The following is a 24,028-nucleotide window of genomic DNA, read 5'->3' on the forward strand; positions in this document are numbered from 1 at the left end:
TAGAAGGCTTGTTGGTGGGTATCGGGCTGCCTATGCTGAAGCACGATTCTGAAGGAAGAAGCCATGCTCTCAATAAACCAACTTTGTGTTACTTATGCTGACGGAACCCAAGCGCTACGTGAGATTAATCTGCAGCTACCTAAAGGTATGGTGGGTTTGTTAGGTCCAAATGGTGCAGGTAAATCGACCTTAATGCGCACACTTGCCTGCTTGCAAAAGCCGGATAAAGGGCAAATACACTTTGGCAACATTGATACACTAAAACAACCGATGGCTTTGCGCAGCCAGTTGGGTTACTTGCCACAACATTTTGGTGTCTATCCACACATGAGTTGCTACGAGTTGCTGTTGCATATAGCCATATTAAAAGGCATTAACAACAAGGCACAACAACAACAGCAAATCGACACCTTGCTAGAACTCACCAATCTTAGCAGTGTTGCGAATAAAAATGTGGCGACGTTTTCTGGTGGCATGCGCCAGCGTTTTGGGATTGCACAAGCCTTATTAGGTAACCCCCAACTGTTAATCATGGATGAACCCACTGCGGGACTCGATCCTGCAGAGCGTGAACGTTTGCATGGGTTACTGGTGAATATCAGCAAAGACAAACTCATTTTACTCTCTACCCACATTGTCGAAGATATCGAAAATTTATGCCCATTTGTGGCGCTCATTAACAACGGCCAAATTGTTGAAAGTGGCCAAGTGCAGAGCTTGATCGCTCCCCTGCAAGGACAGATCTGGCAAAGTTCGGTACGGCCAACCGATAGCAGTAAAATGATCAGTGAAAGTTATCGCTTTGGTTTACCCGTATATCGCCTACTTAGTGAACAACAACCTTGTAATGAGGCCATCCCCGTTGTTGCCAGCCTGCAAGATCGTTACTTTTTTGAGTTATTACACAAGGCAAATTCTGATGATGTTTTATAACGAATGCCGCTATGTAGTTCGACAACCCATGGTGTGGCTAGCTTTTGTGCTGGTGCCGCTTGTCGCCTATGTATTTGCTGAAGGTATAAGTGGAATTGACACCTTAGCCGACAAACGATTACAAATTCTGCAGATGACGCTATCAATGATGGTACTGCCGCTTATCTGCGGCGCGCTGGCGCCAATTGTTTTTTTACGTGATCACACGCACAGCATGTCAGAGTTAATTTTAGTGACACCGCAAAGTCCAGCGCGGCGTTTGTTTTATCGTTTTACTGTCATGGGTGTGATCTGTGCAAGCATAATGTTGCTTGGCTTTATCATTATATGGTTTACGCTCAGTCTGGAATACGGTTTTCAGACTTCTCTGTTGGCCTTAAACCTCTGGGGCTTTGCGTTAATGGCTCTGCCTGCTTGCGCGTTTTTCACTGCATTAACCTGCTACACCGCACAACGGTTTATGTCTACTGTGGTGATCTATGCAACATTTTGTACCTTATGGCTTATGTATCTGGTGCTGGCAAGCTTAACAGGCGCCCCCATGTTAGCTGGCAGTAGCATGAACTCTGTGTGGTTGTTTGATGCTATGCGCATGCTTGATCCGTTTGGCAATACACCACTGATCGCCATGTATAACAACAATGCATCCAACACGGCGCTCAATCTGTACGGTGATTTGTATTTTTATCTTAATCGACTGAGCTACTGCCTGCTGACTATCGGGCTTTTTGTGCTCAGCCTAAGGCTTAAACCTCAACGCACCAGCACTAAACCCCTTAATAGCAAGAACAAACAACAAACCAAACTGAACAGGCATTACCAAGTAATTACTGCAACGCCAAAAGCCGCATGGCAACTGTGGCAACTTGCACGAATGGCGCTGTTATTTATGCTTAAGCAGCGCGTGAACCAACTGATCCTGCTCGGTTGGACTTTCATGATGTTCAATGAGGTACTGTCGGGTATTCACTATGCAGAGCCGCTATCCGTTATTAACCCAACAAGCTTGGATGCGCTAAATCGCATTTCTGATGACGTTCTGCCTTTACTTGGAAGTGTGTTAATTGCGTTGTGGGTGTGGCAACTGAATTGGCATAACCGGCAAACTGGCATGGCTGAACTGATCTCGGCAACACCGGTTCGCTCCGGCATACTGCTGGCAAGCAACATTATTACGTTGAGTGGGCTCATTTTACTGCTGATTTTGCTCAGTGCTGTTGGTAGTATGACAGCTGAACTCATCGGCCATAGTGACATCCGGCTTGAGCAATATCCGCTTCAATTAGGCAAGGTGGCCTTGTCATTATGGCTGTTAGGGGCACTGTTTAGCGTTTTTCATAGCATTTGCCGCTCACCACTCATCGCTGGCGCTTGGTGTGCGGGTATTTTATTAATGAAATACTCGCCGCTTAGTGGCAAATTAGGCCTTACCCACACGCTGTGGAACATTGCCGCGTCGCCACTGCAACCGGCTGATGCTTTTTGGGGCTTAGAACAAAGCCAATCTGTGTACTGGCCCTTTATGACATTCTGGATAGTGTTAACTATTGCCTTACTCTGGTTGGCTGGGCAGTGGTCACACCGTAGTACTGGGCACTTCAACCATAAACATCGCAGACTTTCGTTTAGTTCTGCTGTGTTACTTCTCATTGCCTTACTCACGGGGATACATTTACACAACAACATCATCGATGAAAGACCACTGATGAGCTCAGATTTGCGCCAGCAATGGCGAGCAGAGTACGAGTTACACTATGTTGCTTGGGCGGAAACAGCTCAACCTACTATTAGTCATATTGACGCCAACGTAGAGATCTTTCCCCAAGCCGGTAACGCTTTTTTTGTGCTGAATTACACCCTGGAAAACCGCACAACTGTCGCGATCAATAAACTCCTTGTTGGTCATGATGCAGCAACACCGATTGAGGAACTTGTGCTATCTGCTGCTTACACCTCGCACTATGATAAACGTCTTGGCCAATACATACTCACACTGGAAAATCCACTCGCCCCGGGTAGTATGGTGCAAATGCGCTCGCGCTTGACTTTCAGTCAACCGCAGCATTGGCCAGCGGTAACACCGCAATTTGTTAAACCTTCGTTTAGTTATCTACGCGGCTTTCCGTTGTTACCCACGGTTGGGTTTCAACGCCAGTACACCCTTCGCGATGAGCCACTGCGCCAACGGTATGGCTTAGCGCCACTTAATCTGGCCAAGCCGTCAACCTTATTCGCTAAACCTGACGCAAGCCACGCCAGTTACGATTGGCTAACACTACATTCGGTTGTATCAACCGATGCCTCGCAAACGCCCTTAGCGCAAGGCCAGCGCGTTAAGCAATGGCAACAAAATGGCCGCAGTTATGCCGAGTATCACACTGTAGCCCCCATCCGACACGCCGCAGCGTGGTATTCCACTGGCAATACGGTGCTCACTGAGCAGCACGATAACGTCACGTTATCGGTTTACAGCCCTGAAATAAACGCGGCTGCAAGGCTTAATATGCTGGCAATGAAAGATACATTGAGCTGGATGGCACTGCACGTTACGCCTTATCGGGGATCGCGGCTAAATTTGTTGGCAACGCCAAGCATGGGCCCCACTGGCTATGCCTTACCTCAGATGATAATGATCGACTATCAACTTGGTTTTCTCGCAACACCAGCAAAAAATGCCGGATTCGATCAACGCTATCGCCGAGCGGTACACGAAACGGCGCATCAATGGTTTGGCCATGATTTAGGCAATGGTGTCTTGGAAGACAGCGCATTTATGGTGGAATCTTTGGCTAAATACATCGAACTGGTGTTAATTGAGCAGCGTTATGGAACTCATGCCATGCAAGCACTTGTTGCTTATGAACGGCAGCGCTTTCAGCTCGCCATAATAGGCTCTAGTGTTAAAACGTTAGCATTAGTCGATGCAACTGAAACTCATGATCTGTATTCACGCGCGACCTTAGTTTTTGCCATATTACGTCAGCAATTAGGTGATGATGTGTTAAGCCATGCACTGCGGCTGTTGTGGCAAAAACATGCCTACCCTAACACGCCCGCCACGTCAATGGACTTTGTGCGGACACTGAAAAGCTTAGTGGACCCGCAACAGCAGCTACTCGTTGATGAGTTATTACTGGGCACAGATATTAAGCCGCTCTTGCTGGAGTAAGTGAAGACAGTTCACTGATAATTAACCGATAATTTTTTTAAACTATCGCCTCAATAAAAACCATACCTAGTATAAATTCTAAAATTTCCCTAGTACGCGATAAAGGGCGATCTAAAATCTCGGCATTACCAATAATGCCTTCAGATGCGCTACCGCTGTGACCCAGTAAGTCTATCTGGCGGCCTTTAATTGAAATATTCTCAATGGCATGTGATGACAAAGGATCAGCTTGTAGGCTGTTAGAGTATGAAAACAGGCTGCAAACGCTAAAACAAAGAATAAAGGGTTTATGCATGGTTAGTCCTTAACCTTGGAAAAATAGTAATGATTACAGCTAATACTGGGTTAATTCTATAGTAATAATAGTTCTGAATGAGTAGGCAAGCTAGCTGGAAATTCGCTTAACTTTCTAAACAGTCATCCCGAAAAACGCCAGTAAGCACAGCCTCAGATAGTGAAATAAATTTCTTTATAAATAAGCACTTAAACATGGAAAATCCGTAAACCAAGGTATTAAATGACAATACCAACGGAAGCACTAAATTTAATTACAAACTTTATTCTCGCTTTAACACTATGCGGATTACTTGTCACATCAGACTAGGTGTGGATTAAACCGTTAAGCTTATTTATAGCAAAGCAATAGAACATAAAAATGATTCTTTTTGCAAGAATCGATTATGCTAAGACAACACGTTTAAGTTTCGTTTATCGGAGACTCATCATTGAAAAAGCACGTTGTCATCGCATGGGAGCTTGGCGCTGCGCTAGGCCACGTTATGGGATTCAGAGCTTTAGCCATAGGTTTATTGGCTCAAAACATGAAGGTATCTATCGTTGGCAGAAACCTCGCGTCTGTACAACAAGTATTAAGCGATCTTGATGTGACTTTTTATCAAAGCCCGATATCACTATCAGAGCGACGCGAGCGATTAAAAGCCACTTTTAGTTACAGCGATATCATTCACGATTTAGGTTATGAATCAGATCAGAGCTTACTTGGTTTGACGAAAGGCTGGAGCAACTTGTTTGAACTAATAAAACCGGATCTGGTCATTTGTGATCATAGTCCTACAGCCTTGTTGGTGTGTAAATGCTTAGATATTCAAAGCTGTACTTTCGGCAATGGTTTTTTCTTACCCCCGGACACCAAAGGACCCGTTTTATTTCAACAAACCGACGCTATTACTACGCAAGATGTAAATCAGCGGTATTTGACCGTTGTTGAAAACATTAACCTTGTGTTAAAGGCATATGGAAGAAACTCAATTAATGTTTTGTATGACCTATTTCGAGATTCAACGCATTTTCTATGTACATTCAGTGAGATAGATCATTACCAACGATCTGGCGATAGCGAATACTATGGGCCAAGAAACACAATAAATACGGGGATCACTGTGCCTTTAAAGCCTTCTCAAAAAGTGATCTTCGCTTATTTGCAGCCCAGAACACAACTGCTAGTACCTTTAATAAAGTCACTGGCAAAACTGTCAATAAAAAGTGTTCTATTCATTCCTAAGGCCCCAGCGGAACTGGCCAGCAGTATTCAGGAATCAACAAATATTGAGTTATATGATCGCCCGGTCAACATATCGAAAATCTTTGAACAAACGGCATTGTTGATTAACAACGCGAGTCACGGATTAGTCGGTGAAGCAATACTGCACGGCAAACCCAATCTGTTGTTACCTTACCAGTTGGAACAAAATATATTGGCACGAAAAACCAGTAGCCAAAAACTTAGCATTGCTTTAAACGCAGATTCAAAAATTGATATTGATAGTGCGATTCATTTTGCGCTTAACAATAAAGACTTAGCCGATAGGCTTAATCGGGTTAAACAAAAATACAGTCACTACCGTCATGAAGAGGCAATCGCGAGCATTCTTGATCAATGTTCACGCTTGCTAAAATGAACAACAAACACTGACAACGCAACGGCCTTCGTGCTGAGTTAACAGTGTTTGCTGGAGAGAGTGATTCGTTTATTCGCTATTTCTGATTGCGTACTTTTCGGCGGTAGCCGGCTAAGCCGAGCAGTGACAGACTCAGTAAGGCAATGGAACCTGGTTCACTTACGCTTGTGGCATTAGAGCGCTGTACAGTACTCGGCAAGCGATTAAAGCTAAACGGGTCATTGAACTGCGCATAAGCATTCAAACCATCCATTGCCAACGACATCGTCGATATTGAGTATATTATCTCAATAGTTTGATTGGCAGCTATAAAACCAAGGTCAACATTAAAGCTGCGCTCGCCCCAGCCAAAGGAAGAGTCACCGGGCAAGAAGGCATCATTTAATAAGGTGCCGGAAGTATTTAAAGTGTACCCATTCACATCCCAGATAAGGGTTGCAGCGCTGCTCCAAAGACTAGTCAATCCAACAGTAATATCGGCATTGTAGCCCGCGGTGCTAGCAAGGGTCGTATCGCAACTATTGGTGCCAACGCCATATCCGTCACCGTAGCCATCGCCATATCCGTCGCCGTAGCCCTCCCCATAACCATCGCCTACGCAATTAATACTTAGCCCACCATTCTCGACGGTAAAGTTAAAATCGAAAAAGCCATCATCCCCATCATTCTGAAAAACGTACTTTTGAAGAATAGTAGCGCTACTCGAAGCATTTTGTGTAGCTAGAGAGGTTGCATAAAACCATCCCGTACTCAATGCACGAGCGGTTGACTGCGCTTTAGAAGAGCCACTTTCTCGACTTATAAATGTATCAACTTCAACTGCGCCCGTATCGGAATCTGATTGTGGTGTAGTACCTAATGGAAATTCTACTTTTACATCTGCGTCTAACGCAACACTGATGATGCCTGCGTAGGCATTCGGACCAACTACACAGAGAGCAAAACCTATTGCACAAGCTATCTTATTTCGTTTAAACATAAAGAAACCCTCATACTAAAAACGCTAGTTTCAACCTGTAACATCAAATGGTATGAGCGCCATTAATACTAGGCATGCTATCTAGACTGGTGAATTGATTAGAGCAGTTAGTGCATTTAAAACACTTTTTCCGCAGAATTTATCAGCAATATTTGCACCATATTTTTTTACTCATATTTTTCAATTGCTTATATGGATATTAAAAAGAAAAGAGTTTTTTATTGTAAAATAAACTGACAGTCTTTTTAAATATTGCAATAATAACTGATCGTTAAGGCTCCTAGATTAACTCGTTACTGCCGGCTTGAAGCACACTTGCAATCACTGGCGCAATTAACGACTCCATCAACGCATAACCTGCGGCGTTGGGATGCACCAGATCTTTTGCATTGGTGAAATCAGGCACCCGCAAGCCACCTTTGCCATCATTCATGGCTGCGTAATAGTCTACATAAGGAATTTGGTGTTGCACTGCGTACTGTTTAATCAGCTGATTAAGCTCAACAATACGGTGCACCGGCTGCAAACCGCTGCGCCACGGAAAATCACTGGCTGGTAATACCGAGCATAGAATGACACTGACACCGTGAGCGCGTGCCAGTTCGGCCATACTGAAAATGTTGTCGGCTACGCGGGGTAAATCAATGGCGCCGCTGTTTTGCGCAATATCATTGGTGCCAGCGAGGATCACTACTACCTGCGGTTTCAGATTAAGCACATCTTCTCGAAAACGCAGCAACATCTGATGGCTAACTTGGCCGCCTATGCCTCGACCGATAAAGTTATTTTGCGCAAAAAACGTCGGGCGTTGGTATGGCCAGAACTCAGTGATGGAGTCGCCCATAAATACCACCAGTGCGCCCTGCGGGTAATTCGCTATAAATTGCTGGTTAGCCTGCTGATACTTTTCGTAATTGACATAAGTGGTAATGTTCAAGCTAATCTCCGCAGCAGCAATTGGCAACAGAGCACAGAGTAGCAGACCTTACAGATCATTTTTTATTATTCCTCTTATAAGCTATGGTAATCGCTTAGCAAGGTATGCAGAAGTGTTGGTACTGTGCCAAGTCATTCCGTTTTTCATGGTGAAATAGTTAATTTGGATAAAGAGATTGTCACCGCTGGCGCAGGTGATGTGTGGTGTGCTGAGTTTGCATTACACATAGCCAATTCGATTTTTGTTCAGCACAAGAAGTATCAATTCTGCCGCCCTTCCTCCTTGTCTGCGATGCTAGCGCGACGCCTCAAAACGATTGTGCAAAGATGCATCATTGTATGACATTACAACTTGCTTAGGTTTTGGATAAGTCGGCTTGTGCATCTAGTAATAACTCTTGTGTAAGCAGACGCTTGTAACGTCTCTGCCGGCGTCGTGCTTTTGCAGCGCTTGCTCGCCAGTTGCTGCGTTTGTCAGACACAATGTCGTCCACATCGTCGGCTGTGATCACGTGCTTAGCATCTCTAGGGGAGGTTCTTTTACTCATATTCTCGTCGTTCTCATCACTAAAAGGCAAAGCTGCTTTGCTTTTGTCTCCATCTTAAAGACCGTTTATTTAAGCAATGTAAATCCACTTCACCTGCAAGAATGTCTTCACATAGCTTGACGGCAGCCTGCGCCTGCGCAGCACTTAAATGCCGATATGCAGGTTGCTTAATGTAGTCATACCAAGCGCCGTTGCAGACATTATCAAGCACAACGCGTTGAAAACAATGGTCGTGCTTACTCGGCCAATCGTGTCGTTTATCAAGCGCTTCTTTGGGCATAATAAACTGAGTTAAATAGCGGTACTGGTCTACCCATTGCTCGCGAGTGTGATTGATGGTTTTGTTTTTTAGCATGGGTATCAATTTCGCTTCTTTTGCTTCCACGTTCCGCCATAGTGATAACCTTCACTGGTTTGCTTCAGCCGCTCTTGACACTGTTTGCAGACCAAGACCCAAATCTGACTTTGCATGACCTTCACTCGGTATAACACGCTATTAGCAATTGACTCACAGATACCGCAAGCCTTTGATGCTCTTTCACGCGACACTTTACCCATGTTTCAGCCTAAATAAGTCTGGCGGCTTTCACCGCGCATTGAGAACCGTAGGCAATCAAACGGCCCCAACAACGCATTGCTTTACCCGCTTGTTTTGTCATTGCGCGCAGAGCTTCATCTCTGTGCTCTGTTTCATCCGCATGAAACGCCGCCATCTGCTGAGAAAATTCCCTGACGAATGGATGGCACTCATGCTCAAATAATTGAAGCTGCTCGCGATAATGTTCATCTACAAAAGACTCAACGCAAAAAATAGTATAGAACATCCAGTTTCTTCCCAAGAGCGTTGGCAGAGCACCGGTAACAAAGCCCGCTATCCCCCAGAAAAACAACAACAGACTACCGCGATACATTTGGATATTAGCTTCAAAACCTTCCAGATGGGACTTTTCAGTGGCCAAGTGCTGCAAAGCAAATGATTTTATCTGCGCGTCTTGACGAATTACATTCGCGCACAGAATACCGCGATAAATCCAGACTGCCCCAAACTCGCCAGCGTGACTGGCGCGCAGCTCAGACCGAATATGCCTAGGTAAACGCAATATCGAGACTTTTTCCATACCCACTTCACCCATGTTTACAATTTTGCCCAATGAATAGCTTCCCAAGTTTAGATTATCCGCATTTTGGATGATCTCGAGTAACCATTACTAAACGCCAATGCTTTCTTTCCGCGCTCCAATCATGAGCCCCTCTTTGCCCCTTATAAACGCGATATCACGGATGCAATTGCACACTTGTTTATTTGAGCGACTCATCGTTATTGATTTTTATGCGCGAGGGAGGAGATAAGATCAACATCATGACTGGAATTGTGAAACGCAATTCTGAAACGTAATGGTAAGTTCTGTAAGGTTATAAACTGAACACTCAACAAAAATTAAGGAAGATTAACGCGACTGTATCACAAGACCACCCAACCGCTGTTTAACAGCTTGGCTGTTTAAGTTCAGCACCATTGCGCGGCTTAGCGTTATTTCAGTTCAATAAACGATATACTCAACGTTAGTTTTAATTCAATCGGAAAACAAACCTGTTAATGTTAAGCATCTCAATTGGGCCAATATCTTTACCAGTGCCGGTACTGTTGTTGCTGTTAAGTGTTTCTGCCGGTTTACTGGTGGCCCGTTGGCTTAGCAAAGCCAATAACCGTAGTGTAACTGACCCGTTATTACTGGTGCTATTTGGCGCCTTAGTATTTGGTCGTGTAATCTTTATTCTTCGTTTTGCTGACAGTTATAGCAGCATTTGGCAGATGCTGGATTTTCGTGACCGTGGTGTAGATGTTAGTGCGGTTTTGTTAGCCACGGCGGTGCTAACGTTATTGCAGATAAAGCGTTCACCGTCACTAAAGAAGGCCATGCTGGCCGGTGTTATTGTCAGCGCATGCAGTTTTTCTGCTGGCTCTGCCTGGATACATGTTCAGCAACAACATCAGGTGCTGGCCGATATTCGACTCGAAACTGTATTCGGATATACCGTGGCATTACCAGAGCTGGCTCAGGGTAAACCGGTAGTGATTAATCTTTGGGCCAGCTGGTGCCCACCATGTCACCGTGAAATGCCCTTGTTATTAAAAGCAGAGCATCAAAATCCGGCTGTGCGTTTTATGTTGGTAAACCTGCAAGAAAACCGCGACACAGTTCAGCAGTATTTACGCCAGCATCAGCTTACTTTTTCCCATGTCTTATTAGACCCTCTTGGCGATGTTGCAAGCCGTTATGGTGCGCAGGGGGTACCTGCAACCCTGTTTTTTAGTGCCGAGGGTAAGTTAGTTGATGCCCATTTTGGTGCCTTATCCCATGCGGTATTACAGCGGGGTATTGATAAAGCCAATTCAAGTGATCATGGGCGAACGGTTAATTAAGCCGCCCGTTTTAATGCCCACCAGGTAAATAAACTAGCACTGGCAAACATCAATAAGCTGTATATGCTGGGGGCAATCGACATGGCAGAACTTTGCAGGATGCCAGTGGTAATCAGTAGTGCCAAAGTGCCGTTTTGTAATCCTACTTCTAGGCAAATGGTGCGTGCCTGTTGTTCGCTATGCAATAGCCAGCGACCCAGCGCGTAACCCATTGCCATAGACAACACATTTAGCGCCAATGCTGCCGGGCCACTTAACCACAGGTAGTGCAAAAGGGTGTCACCTAAATCTATGGCAATACTGATAATTAATAACAGCAGTACCAACACGGAAAAACGGCTGATCTGCGGCTGTGCCCACTCAGCAAAATGCGTAAAGCGTGCTTTGATCAGCATACCTATTACTACCGGTATCACGCCAACAATTAGCAGTGTTAGCCAAGTTTTTAATAGCGGTAATTGCAATACACTGTCGGCGCTCAGGTAGTGTTGCATTGCCCAGGCAGCAAGAAAGGGTAGGATAAAAGGCGTAATAAAGCCCACCAACGCGGTTAACGACACGGATAAGCCAACATCGGCTTTTGATAAATAGCTATACAAATTAGACGTAGTACCGCCGGGGCAAAGAGCCAAAATAAACAGGCCAACGGCCAGCTCACCTTGTAATTGAAACAGGCTAATAATGCCAACAGCAAGCAATGGCAATAATAACAGTTGCGCCATTGCGCCGATAAAAAATGCTTTAGGCTGGCGCGCTACTTGTTTAAAATTTTCCAGTCTCAGGCTCATGCCCACACCAGTCATAATCATAATTAGCGCAATGGGTAAACCTATCTGAGTGAGTGTTTCAAACATAGCCGCCACATCAAATTAATACAGTGGCTGACAAGCTAACCTGTTTTGGTGCAAGTTGAAAGGCTGTTGCAAACTGATCCGTACCAGCAACAGTGAACACTTCACTAAGCACTGTTCTTCAATTCAAAACACTCTGGGCTAAGATAGCCAGGAGCAGGATTGTATGTTTATAGAAAAGGCAGCCTTGGTGGGGCACTGAAAAAGGATGTTTGGATAAACGTTTAATGTATTGGTGAAACTGCTCCGGATATATTTTTCTATGAAGAAGTTGACGCAGATCGCGAGCACCAAATCGCTGCTTAGTCAGAGTTTTCTCCTAATACGCTTACTTTGAAAACAGAAAGTGGCAAAAACTATTATGTTCTACAATTTATCAGACCGGGTATGCTTGTTGGTGGTGCCGGACTTAAGATGGTTGATGAAGCAAGAGGGTAAAAGGACATAGCTAAACTCGGCATGGCCAAAAAAGGTAAATGCAGCTCATAATGAAACACCAGAAATGAGAAGTTAAGTGCGCTTTAAGCATAGCAATATACTCGAAGCTGCACTTTTGTTCTTAACGAATTTCCTTTTTACTCGCTTCACTTAATCAACTTAAAGTACCTAATTTAGGTTCAGTGCTGGCAATATTAAAAGCTTAAACGCCTTAAAAGGCACTTTTGCGATATTGTTTTTTTATTAATGGCCTCAGGTACAGATCATCATAACCACTTCACCGACCTTAAACGGCAATTGTTAACTCATCAAAAGGCACAGTTAGAAACCTAACCGCAAAACAGCCTCATTTTGGACACGATAAGTTTTTAAAGTTTTAGTGACCAACATCATCGCTAAAAACTAAAAAATACTTGTAAAACGTGTTTAACTTTCCCACCATTAAAGTTTAAACTTATGTTTTTATTAGAATAAACTACATTCAAGGCAGTTAGAGGAGCTTAGCTATAACTAGTTTACTTGTCTTGACATGGTAGGGGTCGGTGGTTCGAGTCCACTAGGACGCACCAAAAATTCTAATGAAAACGCCACCTTACGGGTGGCGTTTTTGTTTTCAGCTTTTAAAAATCAAGTGCCCGCAAACATAATGCAAACATGAGTAGTTGCAGCATGACTTTTCACCCGCTACAGCGCTCGCGTCAGTGCACGCTTGAAATACCTGAGACGCCATCTAACGATCTAAACGCGACAAACCAAGTTTTGACGAGGCTGAAAAGTGTTATGCTCAGCGAACAAAACCAAAACGTTTAAACTCTATTTCTGTTTGTTGACGCATATCGTCCATTAGAGCACAGTATTCCGCTACCCTTGCTAGCTGTTGTTCCTGACAAGCCGTTTCAATGTTTAGCGCCAAGTTTGACATTTGTATAGCGCCAAACATATTCGCACTGCTTTTAATTGCATGAACCAAGATCTCAATCTGGGTAAAATTTTGCTGATTGAGGAGGCTGTTTATCTGAGAAACGCTTTTCTCCATCTCTGACAAAAACACTTCTAGTAAATGCTTAAACTTTGCCGGCGGTATATCTTGCTTTAATCTCATAAGCAGCTTTTCGTCAAACAATTTTGTGGACGTATCATCCACACTGCCTGTAAACACTTCACGGTCGCTGGCGGTACGATGCTTGGGCAACCAATTCAGTAACCGCTTAATCAACATAGATTTTCCAATAGGCTTGGTCAGAAAATCTTGCATCCCCGCTTCCAGACAACGTTGTTTTTCTGTTTCTTGCACATGAGCAGTTAATGCTATTATCGGGGTCCCCTTTGCAAGTTGCTGACTACGGATAAGCTGCGCCGCTTCAATACCATCCATAACTGGCATCCGCATATCCATCAGGATCAGGTCGAATGTTGTGTCCCGAACTGCATTTATTGCCTCCTGACCATTTGACGCTTCAGTTACCCGCATCCCCTCTAATCCAAGAAAAGTCTTGATAGTTAGACGATTTACTTCACTATCGTCAACCAACAGAATATGAAACGCCTGACGAGTTTGTGGCGGTGACAACATAATTTGAGGTGGATTCATTCGTACTGAATTAAATGTCAAGCTGCGCTGCCGTTGCGCTGCTCTGAGCGCCGCAATGATATCCTGACGCCGGTAAGGTTGGTTTATAAATGCAAAATGTCTTGGGCATGCAGCCAAGGCCGCTGAGTAGTCATCTCCGGCACTGATAATTCTAAGATGCTGCTGCTCTTCGCTTAAAACTAACGGATTAAATGGCAGTGGCACAGCCCCTTTTTGGGTATCAACAATAACAATTGCGTCATCTGGCAGTAGGCAAAATGTATCCGCAGTAACAATTTCTTGTTGCGTCACCCCCAAATTGACTAATTGCTGCATCATACAATTTAACCACCGTGGGTTATCTGAGTATAGAAAAACGATCAATTGCTGTAACTGTTTAAACTGCCGTTTTGGTCGAACATGCGCTATCGGTAATGATAATCTAAACGTTGTGCCAGCCTCTTTGTTGCTATGCACGCTTAAGGATCCACCCAACTGCTCTGCCAGCAAACGACTTATCATTAACCCGACGCCAGAGCCTGATGACGAACCATCCTGATGAAGCCGAGTAAATTCTTGAAATAGAGATTTCATTTGCTCTTCGGTTAAACTTATGCCGGTATCAATCACGTCACAACACCACCATCGTTCCGGCTTGCCGTAAAGAGTTTCTTCCTGACACCAACTGTGCACGGTTACACCACCGGACTCCGTGTATTTGCAAGCGTTACTTAGTAAGTTACTCAAAATTTGCTGCAGCATAGAAACGTCTGTACTAATCAGCTTCGGGCCGTTTCCCGCTTCAATTAAATAAAGCTCTAAGCCTTTTTCAGCTAGGCTTTGTCGGTAAACTTCGAGATGCTGCTCAAGTAATGCTTTGGGACGACACCATGAAAAATGAACTTCGCGTTTGCCTGATTCAATTTGGCCAAGTTCAAGAATGTCATTCACCATATTCAGTAATCTGTCTCCAGCCTGCTGCGCAGCAGAGACATATTCCAACTGCAGATCACTAAGCGCGGTGTGCTGCAAGCACTCAATAAGGCTAAGTACGGCATGAAGCGGTGTGCGAATTTCATGACTAACAGAGGTTAAAAAAAGAGATTTCGCCTTATTTGCTTCCTCTGCTTGTGCTAAGGCATCAACAATTTTTTTTCTGCTATGCTCACGCTCGGTAATGTCATTTATTACCGCAACAAAAATAGTACCGTTGGCACTGTCAATCGGCGTGATTTCCATCTCTATTGGAAATTCATCACCCTGTGCATTTAACGCTCGCACTTCAATTCGTTTTTTAAGAACCGACCCCATGCCAGTTTCAAGGTAATGTTTCATACCGGCACACTGCTTCTGCCGGTAACGCTCTGGCATAATAAGTTCAGCCATAGTCAACCCCAATACATGTTGTCGTTGTCGCTTAAACAACATTTCAGCGCAAGGGTTAAACTCAAGAATTTTGTCACCTTTGTCAATTACCACAATGGCGGACAGATTCGAGTGCAGTAACGCATTCTGAATGGCTGTTTTAGATTCAGAACAGTTACCCCCTACGTCTAGAGCTGATGTGTGCCTTTGCCGCCCAATAGCAAACCCTAAAAAAATCATCAAAACGGAAAACAGGCTCATTAATCCAATTATTGTTGTCATCAAATTTCCTGCTTTTCATTACCAAGGCAAAACATAGATATTGAGGGCACAGTACAGAAACCACCAATTAAGCCATTACTGCACCAATAAAGCATGCTGAAACGGCTATTTTCTTGGCAAACTTAAGCTGAACTATAGTTTAGAGCATCATGAATAACGCTGTTACATCGCAGTTAAATAAAAATTTAGCGCCACGGGTAAAACAAAATACGCTTAAAATTGCCTCGTTCTTTACATAAGGATAAATTACTGGCCGCAGTGAATAAATATTAATAACTTTGAGCCTTATAAGACTATCCAAGCTGCCAGCACCGTGATTTATGACGTTATTTACATGCCCAAAGTGGACTAAATTAGCGCTAAAAAGCTATTCGCAGTCAACAACAATGCACTAGCGCATACCAATGGTATGCCATAAAAGTTTATACCATTGCAGGTGTAGCAAAATGCTTTGCTACAACTAGCATATATAAATATCTCGCAAATCCGGTAGATAAACGCCAATTACTGAAAACGATTGCTCATTACACTGAGCCGCGAAGGTATATCAATATTTAAAGACTAGTTTATAAATATTGGCCTGTTAAATGCTAATTACAAGAAAAGCCGTTTTAAACTATCCCGGAGCTCACAACCATGCCAGTTCAGCAAATCGTATTTTTTCAAGACGGTGAAAAATCAGACTGGAATAACATCAGAAAAATAATAAGCCACGCATTAAAAAATCAACATTTTAGTATGGTGTATCAACCTTTGATCTCAGTTAATACTGGTAAAATCATAGGCTTTGAATCATTGGTACGCTGTCAATCACCAAAATTTGGTGTTATTTCACCTGCCGATTTCATTCCGTGTGCCGAGCAATCTGGGCAAATACTGGAACTGGGCAACTGGATTTTTCAAAAAGCCTTGTTAGATCTAAAATGCATGTTAAATCATGGTTTGAGTGATATTTGTTTGTCATTAAATGTCTCGCCGGTACAATTATTAAATAGCGATATATTTGAACAGATTATGTCACTGTTGCACACATTTTCGATACCGCCGTCTGCCATTAAGCTTGAACTTACAGAAACTGCTCTGATAAATAACCCACAAAAAATTGCCAATATTTTTAATGCATTTAAACGTGAAGGCGTGCAAATATGGCTAGACGATTTTGGAACGGGATTTGCCTCATTAAGCTTATTACGTCAATTTAATATCGACGGCCTAAAAATCGACCGCAGCTTTGTAGATGGGATCGACAATAATAATGATGACTTCACGTTGTGCAGTGCTGTGATTGCTATGGCACAGCGACTAGGCTTGTTTATTATTGCAGAGGGTGTCGAGACAGAAAACCAGCTGCAAATACTCAGCCAACTTGGCTGTGATGTCGTACAAGGATATTTACTGGGCAAGCCTAATACACTTGGTTACAACTTGGAGCAGTGGGCACTTTAATACCGTGGCTAATTTGCAATTTGCGATGCAATGTGCAAACTAAAGTGATAGTTCACCATTCACAGTTGTTTTAAGTGTTTTTGTTTTTTAGCTGTTCAGACCGGACGATAAACATTACAGGCTAGCTTATGACCAGTGACCAGCTATTAATCCTTCCCCTGCTTGACAAAAGTGTTATTCAAACAATGTCGAATGATGTTGGAGCGGATACCTGCCAGCAGCTTTCTTTACTGTTTATCCATGAGCTTGAACAGTTGCTGCAAAAAATCAGCTTAGCCATTGAACAGCAGCAGGTATCAGACGTTATTGACGCCGTACATATTTTGAAAAATTCAGCTGCGTTATACGGTGCCGCTAGGCTGGCATGGATCGCTAGTGAAATACATGAAGACACATCGTATACAACAACAGAACTTTTGCAACGCTCAGGCGACTTAGTCAACATTGCCCAGCAAACATTGTTCCGTTATCAAGCTCACTTCAAAGATGAAAATAAAAGGAAAGGTTTTAATGACTGACGTTAACAACAACACTCTTGTCTATGTGGTTGAAGACAGTCATTCTAGTGGAGCCCTTTACTGCAGACAGTTAGAAAAAGCGGGTTTTACGACTCAACATTTTTTTGATGGTTATTCAGCCTTAGCTGCCATTAAAAAGTCCATGCCTGCCGTTATTGTTCAGGATGTAAATCTACCCGATATTAGCGGGCTGGAGGTTCTGCAGTTTGTAAGAAAACAAAGTAAATCCGCACAGGTCGTGATTATTACGTCTAACAGCTCTATTGATATCGCTGTTGAAGCAATGCGTTTAGGTGGGTTTGATTTTATCGAAAAACCGTTTTCCGCCGCGCGCTTGGTCGCAGCTGTAATCAATGCAAATAAACAAACAATAAAAGATCTAGTAACAACGTGCCATAAAACTGAAATGGCATCTTTGCCTAAACAAGATTTCATCGGCGAATCATTAGCTATGCAAACGGTGTTTAGATTATTAATCAGTGCTTCACGCAGCAAAGCTAGCGTATTTATTACCGGTGAAAGTGGCACAGGCAAAGAAGTGTGCGCACAAACGTTACACAACGCCGGAGCCCGCAGACAAGAGCCTTTTATTGCCATAAACTGCGCAGCAATACCTGCAGAACTGTTTGAGTCAGAATTTTTTGGTCATGTTAGAGGGGCTTTTAGTGGTGCCCTTACCGAACGAAAGGGTGCCGTAGAAGTGGCAAATGGCGGAACACTCTTTTTAGATGAAATCTGTGAAATGGAGTTTGCTTTACAAGCTAAATTATTACGTTTTTTGCAAACCGGTACGTTTTGTAAAGTGGGTAGCAATCAATTACAACAAAGCGATGTACGAATTGTCTGTGCCACCAATCGCAATCCGTCAGCTGAGGTAGGAGAAGGCAGGTTTAGAGAGGATCTATACTACCGACTCAATGTGATACCGATAAAACTACCACCGCTGCGTGAGCGTACTAATGACATTCTGTTATTAGCAAAACATTTTTTACAGAGTAAATCAGCGGAGAACAGTAAAGCGTTTCAACAATTATCACCAGAGGTTGAGCAGTTTTTCTTAAATTATGACTGGCCTGGCAATATCCGCGAGTTACAAAATACCATTGAAAATATCGTGGTTATGCATGATGGTATTGTTGTCTCGCCTTCAATGCTACCAAGCGATTTTGGGCACGTTCAACACGCCCCTTTAAACAATGCGCCGACAAATAATATCAAAAAAAGCCCGTCATATGCCGCGTCTTCGCACCAGGATATTGTGCCATTATGGATTGTCGAAAAAAATACTATTCTATCGGCCATAGCGTGTTGTGATGGCAACATACCGCTTGCTGCTGCTTATCTTGGTGTAAGTGCTTCGACAATTTATCGCAAAATAAAATCCTGGGAACAAACTGATAATTAGTGCTTTCAACTATTTAAAGCTTTTGTCATTCGATATAGGTTGTTTTTCATTCTATCAACCCACCATCATATTCTATGTAACTCGGCACTATCAGAATTCAACAATCACTCTGACCTGATCACGATACAAACCGGGCAGCGGGAATCTGTCATCAGCAATGGTTGACACTAGCAACTGAAAACCTTGTACCTGACCACTACCAAGTCCGGCAATACTCTGCGAAATATCCGGACCAACAACAGTATTTCCATCTGTAGTCTTTATAACGTAAGGAATGGCCTCGGCATTGAACACCATATTGCGTTGACCGTTTGCGAAGTTATCTCCGCCATCGACGTAATACTGATAACTTAATTGCTTTGTGCAGTTAATATCTAAAGGCAAAATGGCACTGCTCACATTGCCTAGATAAGAGAGGCTACCAAGCGACACATCGGTTGTTTGAATACTGCAGCTACCCGTAACAGTCAGTTGCACATTGATAATTATCGTTGTACTGCCGGTATCACGGCCGATACAAATACCCAATAAGCCAATACCAGAGCAATAATCCCATTCCCACAATATAGCAATGCTATCGGTGTAAGTGCCTACCGAAACATTAGCCACAGCAGTATCAAAATAGATTGGGATTGTGCCATCGTCACCAAACAAACCTAATAAATCTAAGAGATTAAATGACCCAAAATTCACCGTGCTGTTGAGTACAAAAGGCGTGGTTCTGGCTGCATCCGTATACAATACATAAGGAATAGCATCAACATTGGCACTTGTTAACTCAAAGCTGGCTGCCACTAATGTGGCATCAATACGGCTGAAGTCGAGTAAGTTAACAAAACCACTACAACTAAAGTTCGAGCTAAAACGTGTTGATAGTGTGGCTGTTGCTATTTGTGATGATGAGAAGCTCCCCAAGTCTTGGGATGAATTACCACCCACTGTACAACCGGCGTGAAGTTTAAAGCTGGCCAACATGAAGAAAACCAATCCTATTAACGCGTATTTGGTAGACATTTTAATTCTCCTTTGCATCGCAGACATAAGGCCCTAACACCGGAATATCATTTTGGATAACCTCATAGTTGAACGAAATAACACAACTATATTTTCCGTTTTTTAGGGTTACTGTATTGGTACTTTGCAATCTCTCTAAATACAACTCGCCATCCCAGCCCACAAAATAGGGTGAATCTTCGTTATTAATTGTCGCAATACTACCTACCGGTATAGGTTTACCATCTTCATCCTGCACGATTACTATCGCGGCATACGTTTGATAAAGCTCAAAATTCACCTTAGCACCATGACCTGCGGCGGTCATAATCGTGATCCGATCATTGACAACATTTATATCAATAGGGAGCGGTTTAGTATGAATACCTATATTGACGGGATTGTATGAGGCCAGGCCTGTTACCAGTAATAACCCGTTACTATCTGATTCACCGACCAACTGGTTTTCTACTACCACTGGCACATTCGCTAAACCGCCGGTTGAAACGATTGCAAACGCATCTGCAATTCGATTGCCTAAAAGTAAGGTATTTTCAGCCCAGACAATCGCACCAGAGGCTTGAGCAAAATAACCTTTGCTATCGCCTCGATCGTAGATACCACCTGAATACTCTGCTGCTCTGCCTTTCCAGCCACCACTAACGGAGTAGTCACCCGATCCAACCACCGCGCTTGCGGCCCAGCGCAATCCTTGATTACCCACTCGTGCTTGATTAACAGAAACGAGCGCGTTCATCTTACCCTTGGTATCTTTTTGCACATTAGTGTTAGCTCGGTATCGATTCCCTAATGGAAATGATACATTTATACCGAAACTTTTTGATGATAGCTCAGCATCCCAGTTTAATGAGGCAGACAGCGAAGCCGTTTCAAACGACTGGTTATAAAATATTGAGAGCAGACGACGGCTCTGCCCGTCAAAAGGCTTTAAGGCAAAGTATCCCACGCCCATCGAAACGCCATTATTGAACGAGTAAGCCGCGTTCAGCTGGATTTCTCGTTTATTCTGCAGCACCAGTTGCGTGGTACCAATATCTTGATAGGTTTGTTGCTGCTGTTTATATTTAAAGGCAACACCCCAGTTTCGCGCTTGAAAACGATAACCGAATAAGCCTAACCAACCGCCATGTTGCTCATTTTTACCATAAGCTGTCGCAAGTGAAATTACGCCAAGATTTGCTAGGTTAAAGTCTGTGCCACCACCTAGATTGTAAATACCAGCACCAACCTCTGCATGCCCTCCTAGGGTTATGGTATCCGACAAACCGTATCTTAAATCTGCTATTCCAATGGTACTGCTGCCATAGTCGAAAGAACGGATACCAAAGTTTTGTCGTAAAACACCAAGGTTAAGGTCATAGTCAAGCACGCCTTTTCGCAGTAAATCGGGTGCTATGTAAAACTCCACTTCACGGCTTACAGCTTGTCCTGTTATATCGGTAGTCACAATCGTGGCCGTTGCCAAACCCGTTATGGTGGGTTCACTATCTAGGATGAAAGGCCCGGGTGCAACCTGTCCGGCATAGAGCTTTGAGCTGTTAATAAAAATCTCTACATCAGAGGGCAATACGGCACTGCCTGCAAATTCAGGATAGGGATAGCGCACAAATTGGGGGTCTAACTCGAAACGACGTGAAAACTTCACTCCCCCCATTCTAACTTGACGGGCCCAGCCACTTGAACCACTTACCATGTCACCCACACGCCAAAAACGCATATTGGTTTCATCATTGTATTGCCAAAAGCTATCGTAACGAACCAACCCCTGATTAGTGCCACTCTGGGCGTCATTACCGAAGTAATGCCGATAGTTCGCTGTCGTCTCAACAATGCCATAATTGCCAAAACCACGCCATTGCTGAAGCAAGTCTAACGTTTGTACGCCACCACTAAAATCGCGAAGATAGGCGTCATAGTTCAGCAATGCACCGGATGATTTAGTGGGTAATAGATTGTTCTTAGTAATGGAGGAAATACGCTGTGCTGGAAACAACCCTAATTCAGCGGTTAAGTATAACCGCTGGGTATAAACGTCATATTCGCACTGAATTGCATTAAGCGCACAATAATCGATTCGACCACTCAGCCCCGTAGCATATTCAGCCAAACTTGTCGTTTGCAGGATATTGTCATCGCTCCAAAAATGCGTTTGATCATGCTCGAATTGCACTAGTTCTTTAACTTTAACGCCATTTAAAAAGACGTCTAAGAATAAGGTTTCAGCACGAAGTGTCGAACAAAATATCAAGCCTAGAAGCGATGTTACAGATATCAGCTTTCGCATTTTTATCTCCCGTCAGCAGGGATCTCTAGCGTGATACCATTAACTTCAGCATACAATTTCATTTCTTCAGTTAGCGGTAAAGCAGCCACTGCAAAAGCAGATTCACTGTTTGCTAATACGTAACCAAGTAGACCAGCGAATATTGCACTCTCTCTGCCTTCGGCATCGATCAGTTTTACTTTTGATATTCTTGCATGCCCGGTTGCACGATTGTTAAACACTAATTGTCTCGTTTCTGCGTCGTATCTGTAACTTATGAACTGTTGCCAAATGCTTTTCAATTTTTCAAAATCGTTAATGCGACTGGTCGATAAATCAGGCCCGCCAATAAACAGTGGCAGTGCGTATCTTACCCTTAACACCAAACCCTTTTCAGCGGGCTGCTCTAAATCTGGGATCTCGTCTAAAATCACCCGATAAAGCTGCTCTCTGTCAAGAGTACTTACCGGCCCAACGTTGACAACTCTCACTACCTGCTGCTTTCCAGGCTGAATATTTAACGATGACGGACTTACCACTACATTTCTGGGTTGATTGATTTCATTATCCCAATCCCAGGGCCTAACTCTCACTTGAATTTTTATGGTTTTATTACTGTTGTTTTGTAGCGTCAGTAGTGCTGATTTTTCACCAGGTGGAATATCAATATTAACAGGAGAGATCAAAAGCTCTGCAGCATGGCCAACGCTGGTCATTAACGTCATCAGGCAGATGATTACAACAGGCATAATTTTCATGATGCTTCTCCTCAAAAAACTAAGAGTACTTCAACGCTATCTCGGTATTGACCCGCAGATGGGGTCGATGCCTGAGGAGATATTGCGCCATAAATAGTCAGCCATTTTTGCTTTCCGTTGGCGGTACCCGTAACGGCATTATTGCTATCCCATACTAGGCTTCTGGCTGCATCCTGAAACAGCTGGTAAGGTATTAATTGGTTGGTTGTTGAGTTTAAGAGTTGTCGATTACTGCCCGTAGCATTTTGGCCATTACCCAGCTCCACTCTAAAACTAAGATTGGGAGAGCATCGAAACCCTATAGAACCATTACCAATAGAAGATATGGCGTTAACTCCGTTTAACAGGTTGCTATGCTCGCCAAAGTTAATCGTACCAAAAGCATGACCTCCACTACCGTTATCCAACACACAGCCCTGTGCTATTTGAATACTGATCTCGCTTACATCTTGGGCCTGCTCTCCATAAAGAAAGCCGGTAAACATGCTTAACAAAACGACAAATCTTTTCCCGTTCATGATATTTCTCCTCAGAGCAATGAAGAGAGGTACCTAGTCAGTGCCTTAGCACAGAATATGTGAGATCACCATGCGATGGTCATTCGAACAGTATCGACATAATTGCCAGCTGCTGGCGTGGCCTGCCCGGCTAACACACGACCATATATGGTTAACGCTTGCGCAGCGCCGGTGCCCGTTAATGCTCTAGCCTCTGGGCCTTGCCCCCAGCGCACAGACCGGGCCGCGTCCTGGTAAAGCTCGTATTGGACATAGTCTAAACCACCTCGAGAAACACGACGCTGACCAGCTAGGGCATTCACGCCATCATCTAATGAAACGGCATAAGCCAAACTAGTATTGCAAGTAAGCTCCAGACCACCTGCGCTGCCAGATCTTGTCGATTCAGCATCAATAAACAGCGCCAAATTGCTTTGCTCACCAAAATCAACAGTACCGAATTTATTCACACCTGCAGCTGCAATACCGTTTATTGCACAACCTTGACCGATTTCCAGTAACACATCTACATCGCCACGTAGTTCACTTGCAGAGGCTGCAGAAGTCATAACTGCAACAATAGCACTAGAAATTAAAACTAATTTGTTCGTTTTCATAAGCCACCTCATCGTTTTGTAAATCAGTTACGTTATTCTAAGATGTTATTATGCAGGTATTGCGCCAACACAAAAAAACAGCATGCTATTGATTT

General features: G+C 43.6%; 20 protein-coding genes. 7 read left to right on the top strand and 13 right to left on the bottom strand.

What is annotated here, in order from left to right; translation table 11 throughout:
* Positions 1–63: 63 nt before the first annotated feature.
* Both ORJ01_RS01290 and ORJ01_RS01295 read left to right on the top strand, forming a co-directional pair.
* Entirely contained in the window at positions 64–933 is an 870-nt protein-coding gene (locus tag ORJ01_RS01290) for an ABC transporter ATP-binding protein (protein WP_306176685.1), read from the top strand.
* Positions 920–4,102, top strand: a complete 3,183-nt coding sequence (locus ORJ01_RS01295) for a M1 family aminopeptidase (protein WP_306176686.1) — start codon at positions 920–922, stop codon at positions 4,100–4,102. The genes ORJ01_RS01290 and ORJ01_RS01295 overlap by 14 nt, the downstream gene beginning before the upstream one ends.
* Positions 4,103–4,139: 37 nt before the next feature.
* Here ORJ01_RS01295 and ORJ01_RS01300 read toward each other — a convergent pair whose 3' ends face one another.
* The gene (locus tag ORJ01_RS01300; RefSeq protein ID WP_306176687.1) at positions 4,140–4,397 is read right to left on the bottom strand and encodes a hypothetical protein; all 258 of its coding nucleotides are present in this window, start codon (positions 4,395–4,397) and stop codon (positions 4,140–4,142) included.
* A 430-nt stretch (positions 4,398–4,827) separates the two neighbouring features.
* Here ORJ01_RS01300 and ORJ01_RS01305 point away from each other — a divergent pair, with 430 nt between their 5' ends.
* Positions 4,828–6,021: a hypothetical protein gene (locus ORJ01_RS01305; RefSeq protein WP_306176688.1), complete on the top strand. Its 1,194-nt coding sequence runs from the start codon at positions 4,828–4,830 to the stop codon at positions 6,019–6,021.
* A gap of 76 nt (positions 6,022–6,097) precedes the next feature.
* Here ORJ01_RS01305 and ORJ01_RS01310 read toward each other — a convergent pair whose 3' ends face one another.
* From ORJ01_RS01310 to ORJ01_RS01330, 5 genes are all read right to left on the bottom strand, one after another.
* Positions 6,098–7,000 carry a PEP-CTERM sorting domain-containing protein gene (locus ORJ01_RS01310; RefSeq protein WP_306176689.1) on the bottom strand — a complete coding sequence of 301 codons (903 nt, stop codon included), beginning with the start codon at positions 6,998–7,000 and terminating at the stop codon, positions 6,098–6,100.
* A 280-nt stretch (positions 7,001–7,280) separates the two neighbouring features.
* Positions 7,281–7,937, bottom strand: coding sequence for a GDSL-type esterase/lipase family protein (locus ORJ01_RS01315; RefSeq protein WP_306176690.1), 657 nt, complete (start codon positions 7,935–7,937; stop codon positions 7,281–7,283).
* A gap of 355 nt (positions 7,938–8,292) precedes the next feature.
* Entirely contained in the window at positions 8,293–8,484 is a 192-nt protein-coding gene (locus ORJ01_RS01320) for a hypothetical protein (protein ID WP_306176691.1), read from the bottom strand.
* A 19-nt stretch (positions 8,485–8,503) separates the two neighbouring features.
* Positions 8,504–8,869, bottom strand: coding sequence for a hypothetical protein (locus tag ORJ01_RS01325; RefSeq protein WP_306176692.1), 366 nt, complete (start codon positions 8,867–8,869; stop codon positions 8,504–8,506).
* Positions 8,870–9,050: 181 nt separating this feature from the next.
* A complete protein-coding gene (locus ORJ01_RS01330) occupies positions 9,051–9,602 on the bottom strand; it encodes a demethoxyubiquinone hydroxylase family protein (RefSeq protein WP_306176693.1) in 552 nt (183 codons plus the stop codon).
* Positions 9,603–10,081: 479 nt separating this feature from the next.
* Here ORJ01_RS01330 and ORJ01_RS01335 point away from each other — a divergent pair, with 479 nt between their 5' ends.
* Positions 10,082–10,909: a TlpA disulfide reductase family protein gene (locus ORJ01_RS01335; protein WP_306176694.1), complete on the top strand. Its 828-nt coding sequence runs from the start codon at positions 10,082–10,084 to the stop codon at positions 10,907–10,909.
* Here ORJ01_RS01335 and ORJ01_RS01340 read toward each other — a convergent pair.
* Both ORJ01_RS01340 and ORJ01_RS01345 read right to left on the bottom strand, forming a co-directional pair.
* Positions 10,906–11,763: a bile acid:sodium symporter family protein gene (locus ORJ01_RS01340; RefSeq protein ID WP_306176695.1), complete on the bottom strand. Its 858-nt coding sequence runs from the start codon at positions 11,761–11,763 to the stop codon at positions 10,906–10,908. The genes ORJ01_RS01335 and ORJ01_RS01340 overlap by 4 nt on opposite strands.
* 1,219 nt (positions 11,764–12,982) lie before the next feature.
* Positions 12,983–15,415: a response regulator gene (locus ORJ01_RS01345; RefSeq protein WP_306176696.1), complete on the bottom strand. Its 2,433-nt coding sequence runs from the start codon at positions 15,413–15,415 to the stop codon at positions 12,983–12,985.
* A 636-nt stretch (positions 15,416–16,051) separates the two neighbouring features.
* On the opposite strand from ORJ01_RS01345, the gene ORJ01_RS01350 reads away from it, so the two are divergent.
* From ORJ01_RS01350 to ORJ01_RS01360, 3 genes are all read left to right on the top strand, one after another.
* The gene (locus tag ORJ01_RS01350; RefSeq protein WP_306176697.1) at positions 16,052–16,861 is read left to right on the top strand and encodes a bifunctional diguanylate cyclase/phosphodiesterase; all 810 of its coding nucleotides are present in this window, start codon (positions 16,052–16,054) and stop codon (positions 16,859–16,861) included.
* 128 nt (positions 16,862–16,989) lie between these two features.
* A complete protein-coding gene (locus ORJ01_RS01355) occupies positions 16,990–17,379 on the top strand; it encodes an Hpt domain-containing protein (protein ID WP_306176698.1) in 390 nt (129 codons plus the stop codon).
* The gene (locus tag ORJ01_RS01360) at positions 17,372–18,784 is read left to right on the top strand and encodes a sigma-54 dependent transcriptional regulator (RefSeq protein WP_306176700.1); all 1,413 of its coding nucleotides are present in this window, start codon (positions 17,372–17,374) and stop codon (positions 18,782–18,784) included. The genes ORJ01_RS01355 and ORJ01_RS01360 overlap by 8 nt, the downstream gene beginning before the upstream one ends.
* 90 nt (positions 18,785–18,874) lie before the next feature.
* Here the strand turns inward: ORJ01_RS01360 and ORJ01_RS01365 are convergent, their stop codons facing one another.
* The 5 genes from ORJ01_RS01365 to ORJ01_RS01385 form a co-directional block, all read right to left on the bottom strand.
* The gene (locus tag ORJ01_RS01365) at positions 18,875–19,798 is read right to left on the bottom strand and encodes a spore coat protein U domain-containing protein (protein ID WP_306176701.1); all 924 of its coding nucleotides are present in this window, start codon (positions 19,796–19,798) and stop codon (positions 18,875–18,877) included.
* A gap of 1 nt (position 19,799) precedes the next feature.
* Complete coding sequence (locus ORJ01_RS01370; protein WP_306176702.1) at positions 19,800–22,082, bottom strand: fimbria/pilus outer membrane usher protein; 2,283 nt, start codon at positions 22,080–22,082, stop codon at positions 19,800–19,802.
* A 2-nt stretch (positions 22,083–22,084) separates the two neighbouring features.
* Positions 22,085–22,819 (bottom strand): molecular chaperone, encoded by a 735-nt coding sequence (locus tag ORJ01_RS01375; RefSeq protein ID WP_306176703.1) that lies wholly within the window; start codon positions 22,817–22,819, stop codon positions 22,085–22,087.
* 11 nt (positions 22,820–22,830) lie between these two features.
* Complete coding sequence (locus ORJ01_RS01380) at positions 22,831–23,337, bottom strand: spore coat U domain-containing protein (RefSeq protein WP_306176704.1); 507 nt, start codon at positions 23,335–23,337, stop codon at positions 22,831–22,833.
* A gap of 65 nt (positions 23,338–23,402) precedes the next feature.
* Entirely contained in the window at positions 23,403–23,933 is a 531-nt protein-coding gene (locus ORJ01_RS01385) for a spore coat U domain-containing protein (protein WP_306176705.1), read from the bottom strand.
* Positions 23,934–24,028: the final 95 nt, after the last annotated feature.

The organism is Alishewanella sp. SMS8 (genome assembly GCF_030737935.1).
In the GTDB taxonomy this organism is placed as follows: Bacteria; Pseudomonadota; Gammaproteobacteria; order Enterobacterales; family Alteromonadaceae; genus Alishewanella; species Alishewanella maricola.